General features: G+C 57.6%; 11 protein-coding genes. 3 read left to right on the forward strand and 8 right to left on the reverse strand.

Annotation, left to right across the window (positions count from 1 at the left end; all coding sequences use genetic code 11):
- Window positions 1-53 precede the first annotated feature (53 nt).
- Genes der through AC2FIO_RS08295 form a run of 3 tightly spaced genes read right to left on the reverse strand, consistent with a single transcriptional unit; the run spans window position 54 to window position 3,602 of the window.
- Window positions 54-1,517 carry a ribosome biogenesis GTPase Der gene (der, locus tag AC2FIO_RS08285; RefSeq protein WP_496696865.1) on the reverse strand — a complete coding sequence of 488 codons (1,464 nt, stop codon included), beginning with the start codon at window positions 1,515-1,517 and terminating at the stop codon, window positions 54-56.
- A 48-nt stretch (window positions 1,518-1,565) separates the two neighbouring features.
- The gene (locus AC2FIO_RS08290) at window positions 1,566-2,888 is read right to left on the reverse strand and encodes an outer membrane protein assembly factor BamB family protein (protein WP_496696867.1); all 1,323 of its coding nucleotides are present in this window, start codon (window positions 2,886-2,888) and stop codon (window positions 1,566-1,568) included.
- 42 nt (window positions 2,889-2,930) lie between these two features.
- Complete coding sequence (locus tag AC2FIO_RS08295) at window positions 2,931-3,602, reverse strand: hypothetical protein (protein WP_496696869.1); 672 nt, start codon at window positions 3,600-3,602, stop codon at window positions 2,931-2,933.
- A 225-nt stretch (window positions 3,603-3,827) separates the two neighbouring features.
- Here AC2FIO_RS08295 and AC2FIO_RS08300 point away from each other — a divergent pair, with 225 nt between their 5' ends.
- Both AC2FIO_RS08300 and AC2FIO_RS08305 read left to right on the forward strand, forming a co-directional pair.
- Window positions 3,828-5,060: an efflux RND transporter periplasmic adaptor subunit gene (locus AC2FIO_RS08300; RefSeq protein ID WP_472724036.1), complete on the forward strand. Its 1,233-nt coding sequence runs from the start codon at window positions 3,828-3,830 to the stop codon at window positions 5,058-5,060.
- Window positions 5,057-8,854, forward strand: coding sequence for an efflux RND transporter permease subunit (locus AC2FIO_RS08305; RefSeq protein WP_496696871.1), 3,798 nt, complete (start codon window positions 5,057-5,059; stop codon window positions 8,852-8,854). Before AC2FIO_RS08300 ends, AC2FIO_RS08305 begins: the two co-directional genes overlap by 4 nt.
- Window positions 8,855-8,899: 45 nt before the next feature.
- Here the strand turns inward: AC2FIO_RS08305 and AC2FIO_RS08310 are convergent, their stop codons facing one another.
- The 3 genes from AC2FIO_RS08310 to AC2FIO_RS08320 all read right to left on the reverse strand — a co-directional run bounded on the left by AC2FIO_RS08310 (window position 8,900) and on the right by AC2FIO_RS08320 (window position 12,577).
- The gene (locus AC2FIO_RS08310; protein WP_496696873.1) at window positions 8,900-9,223 is read right to left on the reverse strand and encodes a hypothetical protein; all 324 of its coding nucleotides are present in this window, start codon (window positions 9,221-9,223) and stop codon (window positions 8,900-8,902) included.
- A gap of 158 nt (window positions 9,224-9,381) precedes the next feature.
- The gene (locus AC2FIO_RS08315) at window positions 9,382-11,181 is read right to left on the reverse strand and encodes an ABCB family ABC transporter ATP-binding protein/permease (RefSeq protein ID WP_496696876.1); all 1,800 of its coding nucleotides are present in this window, start codon (window positions 11,179-11,181) and stop codon (window positions 9,382-9,384) included.
- Between the two features lie 79 nt (window positions 11,182-11,260).
- Window positions 11,261-12,577, reverse strand: a complete 1,317-nt coding sequence (locus AC2FIO_RS08320; protein WP_496696879.1) for a LysM peptidoglycan-binding domain-containing protein — start codon at window positions 12,575-12,577, stop codon at window positions 11,261-11,263.
- 126 nt (window positions 12,578-12,703) lie between these two features.
- Between AC2FIO_RS08320 and AC2FIO_RS08325 the strand changes: the two genes are divergently transcribed.
- Complete coding sequence (locus AC2FIO_RS08325) at window positions 12,704-13,255, forward strand: LOG family protein (RefSeq protein WP_496696881.1); 552 nt, start codon at window positions 12,704-12,706, stop codon at window positions 13,253-13,255.
- A 50-nt stretch (window positions 13,256-13,305) separates the two neighbouring features.
- Here the strand turns inward: AC2FIO_RS08325 and AC2FIO_RS08330 are convergent, their stop codons facing one another.
- Window positions 13,306-13,758: a baeRF12 domain-containing protein gene (locus AC2FIO_RS08330; protein WP_108860298.1), complete on the reverse strand. Its 453-nt coding sequence runs from the start codon at window positions 13,756-13,758 to the stop codon at window positions 13,306-13,308.
- Between the two features lie 499 nt (window positions 13,759-14,257).
- Complete coding sequence (locus AC2FIO_RS08335; RefSeq protein ID WP_200833196.1) at window positions 14,258-14,704, reverse strand: Lrp/AsnC family transcriptional regulator; 447 nt, start codon at window positions 14,702-14,704, stop codon at window positions 14,258-14,260.
- Between the last annotated feature and the right edge of the window lie 113 nt (window positions 14,705-14,817).

The following is a 14,817-nucleotide window of genomic DNA, read 5'->3' on the forward strand; positions in this document are numbered from 1 at the left end:
GGGGAAATGGGGCTGTCACGCCCCTCAGCCGAAAATGCTGAAAATTGGCGCAGTTACGCGCGACCCTTGAGATGTTTGGCCAAGGCACCCGCGTTTTTCTTACGGCGTCCCTTGTACGGGTTCTTGTCCCCCTGTCCGCGCAAAGTCAGGCGGATCGGAGTACCGGGCATGTCAAAAGATTCGCGCAGACCATTGACCAGATACCGGGTGTAACTGGCTGGCATTTTATCAGGGTGCGAACACATGACAACAAAGCCCGGCGGGCGGGTTTTGGCCTGAGTCATGTAACGCAGCTTGATCCGGCGACCTTGCGGGGCTGGCGGCGGGTGCTGTTCCAACATGGCCGTCAGCCAGCGGTTCAGCGCGGCCGTCGGCACACGGCGGTTCCAAATGTCATGGGCCCGCAGAATCGCGGCGCGCAGGCGCTCTAGCCCCCGGCCCGTCTTTGCCGAAACCGTCACCAGCGGTGCGCCACGCAATTGCGGCAGCAAACGTTCGAAGGACTCTTTCAGATCCCGCAGCTTTTCCTGTTTGTCTTCTTCGATGTCCCATTTGTTGATGGCGACAACAACGGCGCGACCCTCGCGCTCGGCCAGATCGGCAATACGCAGGTCCTGCTGTTCGAAGGGGATGGCAGCGTCCAGCAGAACCACCACCACTTCAGCAAATTTCACGGCGCGCAGGCCATCCGAGACTGAAAGCTTTTCAAGTTTTTCCTGCACCTTGGCTTTTTTGCGCATACCGGCGGTATCAAAGATACGCATCGGTGTGCTGTCTCCGTCCGGGTCGGCCCAATCGATCCGCAGACTGATGGCATCGCGCGTAATACCAGCCTCTGGCCCGGTCAGCAGGCGGTCTTCGCCAATGATCTTGTTGATCAATGTGGATTTACCGGCATTCGGGCGGCCAACAACTGCCACCTGCAACGGCTTTTCAGCGGTGATCAGGGGCGTCTCGCCCTCGCCGTCCTCATCCAGTTCAATATCGGTTTCCGGTGCATCCTCGACCGCCTGTTCTTCGGCGGCATCGGCCAAGGGCATAAGCTGGGAATAAAGATCAGTCATTCCTTCGCCATGTTCGCCCGACAGGCGCACCGGCTCACCCAGACCAAGGTTATAGGCTTCAAGCACACCGGCATCCGCTGCGTTTCCTTCGGCCTTGTTGGCCGCAAGGATCACGTGTTTGGAACGTTTGCGCAGAATTTCGGCAAACAATTCGTCGGTCGGCGTGACCCCGACGCGCGCGTCAATCATGAACAGACAGACATCTGCCATGTCTACCGCACGCTCGGTCAGGCGGCGCATGCGGCCCTCAAGGCTGTCGTCGGTTGCGTCCTCAAGCCCCGCAGTGTCGATCACGGTAAAGCGCAGATCCCCCAGACGCCCCGGGCCTTCGCGCAGGTCGCGCGTCACGCCGGGCTGGTCGTCGACCAAAGCCAGACGTTTGCCCACAAGGCGATTGAACAGGGTGGATTTGCCCACATTCGGGCGCCCCACGATGGCGAGGGTCAGCGACATGATACTCAACTTTCAAGACTCAGACGCGCCCTTTAGCGCATCTTGTGGTCAACGGAAAGCGTGCAAATCACCTTTGGTCGACACGACGTACAGTGTTTGACCCGCCACAACCGGTGCCGTGGTCGCGCCACCCGGCACTTCGACACGGTTCACCAGTGCTCCGTCAACAGGGCTGAAGAACCGAACATAGCCATCGTTCGAGGCGATGACGATGCGCCCACCCGCGATGATCGGACCATAATGCGCGTAGACCGCCCCCCGGCGTCCCGGCTTATCCTTGACAAAACCCGGCAGGTCCTGCGCCCAAACAATCGCTCCGGTCGCAGCGTCCAGCCGCACCAGTTGGCTGCGGTCACTGATCAGGAAAATACTGTTGCCAGCGGCCCAGACTGTATCGACGGCCCCCTCGTCTGCGGTCCATATCCGTTCGCCGGAATTGGCGTCAAACGCGACTGTGCGCCCAGAATGGTTGCCGATATAGATCTTATCGCCCGCAACCATTGGTCCACCGGTTACATCGACGATCTGCGCCGCCGCACGTCCGCGACGTCCCCCGGCTACTGACGCGTTCCAGCGGCGAATCCCCCCCCGACGGAACGTCGCTGCGACATCACCCGAGCCAAAGGCGAACACGGAAAAATCTGATGCAATCACTGGCGCCGGCGCACCCAGAACGTTTCCAACGCTTGGGGTGCCCTGAATTTGCCAGGCGATGCGGCCGTCCTTGGTGTTGACCGCCCAGCCAGTTTCGTCACCTGCCACCAGATACAGCAGCCCGCTACTGACCAAAGGCGCGCCGCTACCGGTCGCATTCAACCTTTTTTGCCAACGAACTGCACCGGTTTTGGCATCCAGCGCTGTTAGGCGGCCATAGCCGGAAGACACATAAAGCACACCGTTATCATAGGCCATGCCACCACCCGTGGCATCCGAGTCGCCATCACTTGGCGGAATAAGATCGGTGTTCCAAACAACCTGCCCTTGCGGCGACACTGCAGACACCGTTGCGCCGGCATCAAGCGTATAAATCAACCCGCCCGCAACCACGGGATCAGCCGTGATCCTTTGCTTGCGCGAGTCACCTTGACCGATTGATGCGGACCAGATGCGCTGCGGCGTTGCGCGCAACTGTGCATTGGTCGTCCGGAACGCGGCCGTACCCGGGCTTTGCGGCCAACTCGCGTTGGCTCTTTGCGCCGGAAGGCTGATCGGTTTTGAGCCGCGAGTTTCCACCGTTTCGGTATCGGCAGTGGGCCGGATATCTTCTCGCGGCCCCGGCAAGATAACCTCGGGTTCCCGGCAGGCGGCGACCAGGGTCAGTGAAAGGGCTGCCATCGGCAATCCAATACGGGAGAATAGACTTGCTACCATGATGTTCCGAACTCGCCTGTAAGTTTTCCTGCCGCCACCGGATCAGCCCTGTTGGGCGATCAGCGGCTCTGGTTCGCCACCCAGCGCTACAATCAACTGAGCCGCACGCTGTTGCAGATCCACGCCAACTTCTGCGTCCTGGCGCAAGGCCTGAAGCCGCGTGATGGCCGCGTCAACATTGCCCTCGGACACATCAATCAGGGCCAACTGTTCTTTGGCCAGCAACCGCAGCGGAGCACCCGGCGCAGCCAGCGCTTCGAACTGAAGACGGCGATCGGCTGCGGGCAGAGTGTCGCTTTGCAAAAGCAGCGCCTTGAAAGCCGCGATCGCGCGGTAGATTTCCGGCAGATCCCCTTGGGACGCAATGGCGTTCAGGCTGGCGACCGCATCCTGTTCCGATCCGGCCTCAAACTGAGAGGCCGACAACAGCATGTTAAGAACCGCATCCCCACCCGGCGATTGTGTTTCGACGGCGGCAAGACTGGCGGCACGGTCATCCGACTGATTCTGTGCCAGCGCCGCCAGGATTGAATCACCCAAATCCTGCGCCTGACTGGTTGCGCGCGACTTGCGGACTTCATTGAACGCAGCACCGCCCACGATCAGGACAACCACAAGCACACCGATCCAGCCCCATCTACGCAATAGCAAGAACAGGCGGTCCCGGCGTACCTCTTCGGTCACCTCATCAATAAAACTGTCGACGTCGCTCATCCCTGCCCTCCGGGGCTGCATCCTTGGTGTATGGCGCCATGTCATACCCCGGCGCAATCGCCAAGCCAAGAGCCCGATTTTTTACAATCCCGCCGGTGGCCTGCCCTCTTGTAGAAAAAAATAAACCGAACTATTCAGTTTAGTGTGGAAACGATACATAATCGTCCCCACTTTCTAGCATGACCGCAAAAAAAATGTGGCGCAGAATTCTGGGAGTTGTCCTGCATGCGATTGATTTCATTAGTAAACGCCGCTTTGGTTATTGTTGTTTTGTTTTTTTTGGTTTTCGAACGGGATAGCCTGTTCTCTTTCGCCGGGCGCGCGGAAGCCGAGGCCAGCCCTGAGGTTGCCAGCGAATCTGGCGAAGTCGTGGACGTGGATCAGGCGACGATTGGCGTTGTTGCCCTTAGGTCAACCGCACGTGAAATTGACAGCGCCGTGTTGTTGCGGGGCCAGACCAAGGCCAATCGTCAGGTCGAAGTTCTGGCTGAAACCACATCGACCGTCATCTCAGAGCCTAAGCGCAAAGGCACGTTCGTCGAAGCCGGCGATCTTCTGTGCGAGCTTGATCCAGGCACCCGCCCCGCCAGTTTGGCCGAAGCGAAGGCTGCCAAGCTAGAAGCCCAAAGCCGCATTCCAGAAGCCGAAGCCCGCCTGGAAGAAGCACATGCGCGTGTCGCCGAAGCCGAGATCAACCTGACGGCTGCGAATAAACTGTCTGACTCGGGGTTTGGATCTGAAACACGCAGAATCTCAAGCGAGGCGGCGATGAGAACCGCCGAGGCCGGTATCAAAACCGCCGAAGCCGGTCTTGAGGCCACCCGCGCTGGAATCGAAGCCGCAACCGCCGAGGTCAAAGCCGCGGAACGCGAAATCGATCGCCAGACGATCACAGCACCCTTCAAGGGATTGTTGGAAAGCGATACCGCAGAATTGGGCAGCCTGATGCAGCCCGGTGCGCTATGCGCGACCGTTATCCAACTAGATCCAATCAAGCTGGTGGGTTTTGTGCCGGAAACCGAGGTGAACCGCATCATTGTCGGAACCGAAGCCACGGCGCAGTTGGTCACTGGCCTGCAGGTTTCTGGTCGTGTGACATTCCTGAGCCGCTCGGCCGATGAAACAACCCGCACGTTTGAGGTCGAAATCACTGTTCCGAACCCGGAACTGGCCATTCGGGACGGCCAAACCGCCGACATCCGCATTTCGGCCGCCGGGGCCAAGGCGCATTTCCTGCCGCAATCGGCACTGACCCTGAGCAATAACGGTCAACTCGGTGTCCGCACCATTGGCCAGAGCAACGTGGTCGATTTCCAGCCCGTCGTTCTTCTTCGTGATACTGCCGAAGGCGTTTGGGTCGGTGGCCTGCCGGAAACTGTGGACATCATCGTCATCGGGCAAGAGTTCGTGACCCGCGGCGTCACAGTTGAACCCACATATCGGGAAGCTTCCAAATGACCGGAATCGTCAGTTGGGCCGCCGGCCGGGCCAGAATGGTTCTGGCCTTTATCGCCATCTCATTGGTGATTGGCGGCTTTGCCTATGTCAGCCTGCCGAAAGAAGGCGAGCCAGACATTGAAATCCCTGCCCTGTTTGTCTCGGTTCAGTTTCCGGGCATCTCAGCCGAGGATTCGGAAAACCTGTTGGTCAAACCAATGGAGACCGAACTTGCGGACCTTGATGGGCTGAAAGAGATGACCTCGACCGCCGCCGAAGGGTATGCCGGCGTGGCGCTGGAGTTCGATTTCGGCTGGGACAAAACCGCGATCATGGCTGATGTGCGCGACGCGATGAACAGCGCGCAAGCCGAATTCCCCGACGGAGCCGAGCAATACTCGCTGACCGAGATCAATTTCTCAGAATTCCCCATCGTTATCGTCAACCTGACGGGTGCAGTCCCCGAGCGCACTATGGCGCGGGTCGCCAAGGCTTTACAGGACGACCTTGAGGCGATGGATTCGGTGCTCGAAGCCGGTATCGCGGGCAACCGTGACGAATTGCTTGAGGTCATAATCGACCCTCTTCGGCTTGAGGCATACAACGTCACCGCCGCCGAGCTTATCGATGTTGTGCGCAACAACAATCAGCTGATCGCTGCCGGTGAGGTTGAAACCGCTCAGGGAACATTCTCGGTCAAGATCCCCTCTTCCTTCAAAACTGCGCAGGATGTTTATGGCCTGCCGGTCAAAGTGAACGGCGACCGGGTCGTCACCCTGGGGGAATTGGCGCAGATCAACTATACCTTTGAGGACCGCGAAGGCACCGCCCGTTTCAACGGCGAACAAACCGTCGCGTTGCAGGTGGTTAAGCGCAAGGGCTACAACCTGATCGACACAGTCGAGGGTGTGAAACAAACCATTGCCGCTGCGCAGGCCAAATGGCCGCCCGAGATGCAGGCCGCAATCCAGCTGGGCACCTCGAACGACCAAAGCCGCATCGTCGGTTCGATGGTCAGCCAGTTGGAAGGCTCGGTTCTGACGGCCATCGCACTGGTGATGATCGTTGTTCTGGCCTCTTTGGGCACACGCGCCGCATTGCTGGTTGGTTTTGCGATCCCGACCTCATTCCTGCTGTGTTTTGCGTTCCTCGCAGTCATGGGCATCAGCATCTCGAACATCGTGATGTTCGGTCTGATCCTTGCGGTGGGTATGCTCGTCGACGGGGCCATTGTTGTCGTGGAATACGCTGACCGGCGCATTAAAGAGGGCGTTGGCCCGATGCACGCCTATGTCGAGGCTGCGCAGCGTATGTTCTGGCCTATCGTGTCATCCACGGCCACAACCCTATGTGCCTTCCTGCCCATGCTGTTTTGGCCGGGTGTCCCGGGTGAATTCATGGGCATGCTGCCTGTCACGCTGATCTTCGTTCTGTCCGCTTCGTTGATCGTTGCACTGATCTATCTGCCTGTCATGGGCGGTGTTTCGGGCCGCCTGAGCCGGGTTTTTGACCGCACCTCTGACTGGCTGCGCGCGCGCACTGCTTGGTGGGTTCGTGCGGTTATGGTGCCGCCATCGCTGTACCTGATCTTCCTTGGTGCGATGCAACTGCTGAATCCGACCTATCTGTTGCCCGAAGGCGCATTCGGAGCAGTTCTGCTTGGTGCCTTCCTGTTCATTTTTGGGGCATTTGCCGGTTCTGTTACGTTGAGTGCCGCCAAAATAGAACGCGCACCCGATCAGCATGTGCATACAGCACGCGAACACACACCCTTTGGCTATGTCATCAAGTTCCTCGTCGGCAACCCGATCATGCCGATTGTTTCGATTGTCGTCATTGGCTTCGCTGTGATGTCAGTCATGACCGCATTTGGGAACAATAATCGGGGCGTAGAGTTCTTCGTCGAAAGCGAACCCGAGCAAGCCACGGCCTATGTTCGTGCACGTGGCAACATATCACTGGTCGAAAAGGACCAGATGGTACTGGCGGCCGAAGAAATTATCAGCGCACATCCCGCAGTCGTGAACGTGTTTTCCTTTGCCGGAGAAGGCGGGCTGAACCAGAACAATGGAGGTGCGCAAGCACCGGCCGACACTGTCGGTCGCGTCCAGTTCGAAATCATCCCGTGGGAAGACCGGCCTAACGTGTCCGAACCGATCTTCGGCGGGTTGATCGACCGGGAAACGGTTGCCCCGGAATATGACGGTGACTTCGTGCTGGATCAGTTGAACGCCGAACTTGCGAAGATTCCAGGCTTCATCGTGGAAATCCTACCGCTGGAACAAGGCCCGGCCTCGGCCAAGCCCGTTCATCTGCGCATCAAGGCGGACGGCTGGGAAGAACTGAACTCAGCCACTGCTGCGGCCCGTAAGATGTTCGATGAAACACCCGGCCTGATCAAGATCGAAGACACCCTGCCCTTGCCCGGTATCGACTGGCAAATCGACGTGGATGTTGCCAAAGCGGGTCGTTTCGGCGCGGACGTCGCAACCGTTGGCGCGATGGTGCAACTGGTCACGCGCGGGCTGCTGCTGGGCGAAATGCGCCCCGACAGCGTGGACGAGGAAATCGAAATCCGCGTTCGCCTGCCCGACGAAGATCGGGTTTTGTCGACACTGGATACGCTCAAAGTGCGAACGCCTGATGGGCTGGTGCCTTTGTCGAACTTTGTCACCCGCAAGCCAGTGGCCAAACTGGCCGAGATCAACCGGATCAACCAGCAGCGCTATTACGATGTGAAGGCCGACGTTGAGCCGGGTCTGAGCAAAGTTGTGATAGGTAATGCGGACGGCACGGAACAGCGGCTGGCAGTTGTGCGCGGCGTCGTGGAAGGTACAGAACCCAAAGGCGCGATCATCACTGGACCGACCGGCAACAATTTCGAGCTTGTCATGTTGACGGGTGCGGGAGATGTAGATGCAGTGCGCGCCGATCTGGAATCTGGAAACGCCCGGATTAGCCTGATCAATGCCAACGAACGCATTGCAGTGCTGACCGAGTGGCTTGAAACCAATCCCTTCGGCAGCACCGTCAGTTGGGAATGGACCGGCGATCAGGAAGATCAGGCAGAAAGCCAGGCTTTCCTATCCAGCGCTTTCTTGGCTGCTTTAGGCCTGATGTTTGTGATCCTGCTGGCGCAGTTCAACTCGTTCTACAACTCGGTGCTGGTTCTGCTGGCCGTTGTGCTTTCGACCACCGGCGTTCTGATCGGGATGATGGTCATGCAGCAACCGTTCTCGATCATCATGACCGGTACAGGGATTGTGGCCTTGGCAGGGATTGTGGTGAACAACAACATTGTTCTGATCGATACGTATCAGGAATATAGCCGATATATGCCCCGGATCGAGGCTATCATCCGCACGGCTGAGGCGCGTATCCGCCCGGTTCTGCTGACCACCCTGACCACGATGGCCGGTCTGACACCGATGATGTTCGGATTGTCGCTGGACTTCATCAATGGCGGCTATTCTATCGACAGCCCAACTGCGCTGTGGTGGAAACAGCTGGCTACGGCAGTTGTGTTTGGGCTGGGTATTGCAACGGTTCTGACGCTGATCGTGACGCCATCGTTCCTGGCGCTACGGGTGTGGGTCACCACCTATGCGGTATGGCTGGCCAAGGCGCTGGCACGCGCCACTGCAGGTCGTTCCAGCCAAATCGCTCAGGATATGGCGGTTGGTCACGCTGCCCGTCAGGTACAGGCCACCGAGGTTGTCTGGGGTGATGAGACGCCGACTGCGCCCGCACCAGATGCAGACAAGGATGAGCGTCCCGATCACCCACCAACATCGCCCCTCAAGGCGGCTGAGTAACATAAATGGCGAACCCCACGGTTCGCCATTTTTCTTTTCTATGACCTAGTCGGTGAATACATATTCACCCAAATCACACAGGTTCAGACCGAAGTCTTCAGCCGACGAACCATCGTCGAACGCCCCCCGAATATCGTAGACACATGTGGTCAGACCATCCGCGATGACAACATCGATTTCGTAATCGGGCGCGACATAGCCACCGCGCAGCAGGTTCCCCTCCCAGCTGTCGGAAGACGCAGGTGAGACATTGAACTCGACCAGATCCGCGCTGGAGTCATTCACAACCAGAAATTCAAGATCCTCGGCAAATGCCGAAGTCGCCACAAGAACAGTTGCGGCCAAGGCTGCTGCTGCACGCATTTTCATTAGATATTCCTTTGATTAAGGTCCGGCCAAAGAACCTGGCACCGTGACTTTAGGTGATTTGTCACCAAGGAAAATGAACGTCAAATTAAACCTGCGGGAATGAACGCATTTTTGCAGGGCTGTTCTGCCCGGCCTCAGGAATTACCCTCATGACCGGATCAGGCCGCGTCCGCTTGCTGGCGACTCCAGAGCTGCGCGTAACGGCCCGCGCGCTGCAAAAGCTGGTCATGGGTGCCTTGTTCAAGGATTTCTCCGCGTTCCAGAACGACAATGCGGTCCGCCTCGGCAATCGTGCTAAGGCGGTGCGCGATCGTCAGCACGGTTCGTCCTTCGCCTGCCCGCGCCAAGGCATCCTTGATGTCCTGCTCGGTATCTGTGTCCAGCGCCGAGGTCGCCTCATCCAACAGCAGGATCGGCGGGTTCTTCAGAAGGGTACGCGCAATGCCCACCCGTTGTTTCTCACCACCCGACAGCTTCAGGCCCCGCTCTCCAACCTTGGTGTCATAGCCTTCTGGCAAGGTCACGATAAAATCATGGATCTGCGCAGCTTTGGCAGCTGCTTCGACTTCTTCCTGCGTGGCCCCGTCCCGGCCATAAGCGATGTTGTACCGGATCGTATCATTAAACAGCACCGTGTCCTGCGGCACGACACCGATGGCTGAGTGCAGGCTGTTCAGGGTCACGTGGCGCACGTCCTGCCCGTCGATCTTCAACGCGCCCCCGGTGACATCGTAGAACCGGAACAGCAAGCGGCCTATCGTTGACTTACCCGAACCTGTGGCACCGACAATTGCAACAGTCTGGCCAGCAGGTACCGTCAGCGACACACCTTTGAGTATCTCGCGGTCCACATCATAGCCAAAGCGCACATTGTCCAATGTCACCTCACCACCACTGACCACCAGATCTGGCGCGCCGGGCTTGTCCTGCACCTCGGTCGGTTGTTCCAACAGGTCGAACATCTGCCCCATATCCACCAGCGATTGGCGGATTTCCCGGTAGACGGTGCCCAGAAAGTTCAGCGGCACTGTGATCTGGATCATATAGGCGTTGACCATGACGAAATCGCCGACGGTCAGCGTACCCTGCTGCACCCCCATGGCCGCCAGAACCATCACGCCGATCAGCCCGCAAGTGATCAGAAGGGACTGACCAAAATTCAGGAAGGCCAGCGAATACGCCGTCTTAAGCGCAGCCCCGGCATAGGCCTTCATCGACACGTCGTACCGAGCCGCCTCGCGTGACTCAGCATTGAAATACTTGACGGTTTCGAAATTCAGCAGGCTGTCGATGGCGCGTTGGTTGGCCTCAGTATCCTGATCGTTCATCTCGCGGCGCAGCTTCACGCGCCATTCGGTCACCGCAAAGGTGAACCAGATGTACAGCGCGATGGTGACAGCAACGACAACCAGATACCAGACGTCGAACAGCCACATCAGAATGATCGCGACCAACAGCAGTTCCAGGATCAATGGACCGATGGAAAACAGCAAAAAGCGCAGCAGGAATTCCACGCCTTTCACACCACGCTCGATGATCCGGCTCAGCCCTCCGGTGCGGCGCGTCACGTGATAACGCATGGACAGCTGGTGGATGTGCTGGAAGGTCTCCAATGCCAGTGCGCGCAAGGCCCGCTGCCCTACCGGGGCAAAGGCCGCATCGCGTAACTGCTGGAAACCAACGGTCATCATACGTGCGACGCCATACGCCACGGTCAGGCCAACAGCGCCCAAGGCCAGTGGCGGAACACCCTCACCTGCCAGCCCATCGACAGCGCCCTTATAAAGGATAGGGGTATAGACGGCGATCAGCTTGGCCAGCACCAGCATACCCATGGCTAGAACGACGCGACGTTTTACCCAAGGCTCGTCCTCGGGCCACATATAAGGCGCAACCTTCCGGATCGTGCGCCAACCAGAGCGGCGGTCGTCGGGCGTGGGCGTATCGGCTGAGGTCATTGGCGCTGCTCGTCTCATCACGTACCTGATCTGCGGTCAGAGATAGACCGCTGGCCCACCAAGGGCCAGCAGCAATAGTTCATTCCGGGATGGTGAATATCTGACCGGGATATATCAAATCAGGATCGCGGATCGCGTCGCGGTTAGCCTCGAACAATTTCACGTAAAGGATACCATCGCCGAACCGATCACGCGATATGGCCCAAAGCGTGTCGCCTTCCTGCACAGTGACCGCGCGGATCGGGGGGGTATCTGTTTCGCCCTCGGGCTGGTCACCACCCTCTGCCGCGCGCAGAGCTTCCAGTGGTTCGCGCTTGAACGGCGTTTCAAGGCGACTGACCACGGTGCCATCCGTGGCGATTTCATCCACACGCAGGGTGTAGATCCCGGGGTCAATCCCTTCCAACTCGCTGCGCCATTTACCATCATCGACCAGCGGCAGGTCGGCTACAAGCTGGTTGTCCAGATACAGCCGCACCGCAGACCCGTCCGGCACCCGGCCAGTCAGTTCAACGTCGCCAACGTCAGAATACCCAATCGTGTCCAACGCGACCTCATCCGAAGTATCGGGTTCGGCTGTTGGAGATTGAACCAGTTCAACCCCGTCTTCACCTGAACGCAAAATAGCAACTTGTTGACTTTCATTGCTTTCTTCAGCGGCTTGTTGTGCAGTTTCCTGGGGTTGATCCTCTGGTTGATCTGCAACTGCCTCCGCCGTTTCGACATCACCGGTTGTCGATGTTTCATCGGTCGACGCAGGCGTCGATGTGTCTTGCGCCCCTGCAGTTTGATCACTGGCGGCGTCACCTGTTTCCAAGGCAGCTATCTGCTCAATTGCCGGTTCCGGTTCAGGTAAAGCTGCAATCAAATAATCGTCCGAACGGACAGGTTGATCCTCACCCGCAGTTTCCAGCGTTAACCCGCGTGCATCATCTGAGAATGGGATCGACAGAAACTCGGCAAACTGACCGGAGTCGTCGACGGTAAAGCTGTGTACCTGCTCACCATCCAGAAAAACACGAACGTCCGCACCCGGTTCTGCGTTGCCCGAAAGAACAGTATTTCCGTCAGGTTCTACGAAAATCTGGTCCAGAGTCGGTGGTGCGGCAACCGGCTCGACCTCGGCTGTGTCAGTCGCTGGTGCAGAAGTGTCATCAGACTGATCAATGGCTTCCTGTTCCTGAATTGCCGTGCTCTGATCCTCAGAGGCGGTGGAATTCGTACTGGCCGCTTCCGTGGTCTGGACTGCGGTGTCTTGTTGCGGCACAGCGTCCTGAGGACCAGCACCAAAGATACCGGACAGGTACAACCCACCGGCTCCGACCAGTGCAACGACGCCGGCAATCACCCCCCAGGTGAAAGTTCCGGAACTTTCGCTTCCCGAATTGGAATTCATTCTTTTCCCTTCACTCCGCAGCGCAAGTGCTTTGAGTATAACACATTCTGCCTGACGGTTGAGCCAATCTATCAATCCCGCTATCACGGGTCAAAACACCATATACAAGCCCGGAGAAGCCATCCCATGTCTCAGAAATCTGTCTGTGTGTATTGCGGGTCACGAAATGGCGCGAATCCGGCCTATTCCGACGCAGCGCAGCACTTTGGAACCCTTTTGGCCGAAGAAGGTTGGCGACTGGTCTACGGTGCCGGAGATGTCGGACTGATGGGCGAGGTTGCACGTGCCGCGCAAGCCGCCGGTGGTGACACGTTCGGCGTCATCCCCGTGCATCTTTTGCAACGTGAAGTCGGTAAAACGGATTTGACCCGTTTCGTGGTCACCGAGACTATGCACGAACGCAAAAAGGTCATGATCATGAACGCCGATGCGGTCATTGTCCTGCCAGGCGGTCCCGGGTCGCTGGACGAGTTGTTCGAGGCGCTCACTTGGCGTCAGTTGGGCCTGCACGACAAGCCCATTCTAGTCATGAATGTGGATGGGTATTGGGATACGCTGCACGAGTTGTTGCAACAGGTCATCGGCCAAGGCTTTGCCGATGCGTCTCTGTCAGACTTCATCACATGGGTCGACGGCCCCAACGCCGCAATGTCAGTTCTCAGGAAAGTTCTGAACTAACGCGGCTGGCAAAACGGGAGGTCAGAACCGCCCGTTTAATTTCACCGAATTCAAGTCGCAGGGGCAAGGCGCTGTCGCAACACTTGCTCAACCTTGTGCAGCGGGTGATTGGTCAGGGTTTTATCAACCTCGGCAACCACTTTTCCCAGCACTTCGCTGTGCAACCGCCGACGCAGCAGCCCGAGAACATGCGGGCTGGCCACCAGGACCAAACGTTTATAGGCCCCTTTTAATCCCTTGCGGTTCAACAAGTTGGCGACATCCTGCACGAATAGGGACTTCGCGTGGGTTTTCCATTTGCTCTCTTCCACGGCCGATTTCTGGTGTGGCGCCGTGTCAAAACGACGACCGGCTCGGTCCGAAGGCTTGGTCCTTGGTCCATCGCTTTCTTCTACGGATACGACAACCAGATTGGGATCTTCAGCGTCGGTGATATTCTCCATGAACAGCGCCTTTTCCCCGTCGGCAATGACAACCCATGTTCCCTGTGCAAGTTCGACCATTGTATTCTCCTGTAATGGCGTTTTTTGGCCATCCCTCATGCGTCAGGCAAAGCTTACCCGAGACGCACCGAAGTCATTCGGCGCGTTGCCTGACCGTTTTCTTAGTGGTTTGCGGCTCTCTCCCTCCGCATACTTTAGCTAGGTATTTCGGGACGGCGTACAATAGGTCTCAATTCGAAAGTTGACGTATAGGCAGGTTTTCTCCTGCGGCAGAGTTGCAGGCTCACGTCGACACCGTCGAATGTCTTTTCGACTAAAGTCAGTTTTGCGGACAAACCCGCTGTTCGCTTATCTGAGCACAAAGGTTGTCCGCCAACGCAAAGCGGTATTTTGCTGAAGCAACCCGGCATTCACGACGACTTGTCAGACAACATCTTTCGCACAGTTGGGAAGACTGATAGCTGTCGGAGGCGACATTAAGACCGGCGCATAATATCTCCGCAAAAACTCTGTCAAAATCCTTTCGCCCTATTGGCTTCAGCGATGGGCTTCTCGCCAATCATTCCCTCACATCCTGCTTTAGCAGGAACTGATTCTTGAAGTTCTTCAGCCCCGGCATAACGTCGGCATTGGCGATATCGTCATTCGCGTGGATTTCATGCTCCAGAAATTCCTTCAATGCGTCATCATCGTCGCTGACCAATTCAATGATCAGGTCATATCGACCCGCGACCCACAGAATGAAAACAACCCGAGGGTTCTTTTCAAGCCGCTCCGCCACCTGGCGTGGGGTCACGCCAACAGCCACATTCAACCCAATCATCGCGTCGGTTGTGTACTCTGTGGCCACGGGATCCGACATCGCGACGATCCGCAACATGTTATTGTCTCGCAGACCGCTCACCCTGTTGCGGATGGTTCCTTCGGACACGTTCAACTGCTGCGCAATCTCCGAAAAGGCCATCCGGCCATCTTGCTGCAACAGCCGGATGATCTGTTGGTTCAAGTCATCCTTTGGGGACCTAATGCTCTGTGCGGTGGCGCGCACGTTTGATTGCTTTTTGACTGCCATATACCTGATGCTCGATTGCTGCATTCGTAGCTGAGACTAGGTGAGGA

This window comes from Ruegeria sp. CDSB086, assembly GCF_059611065.1.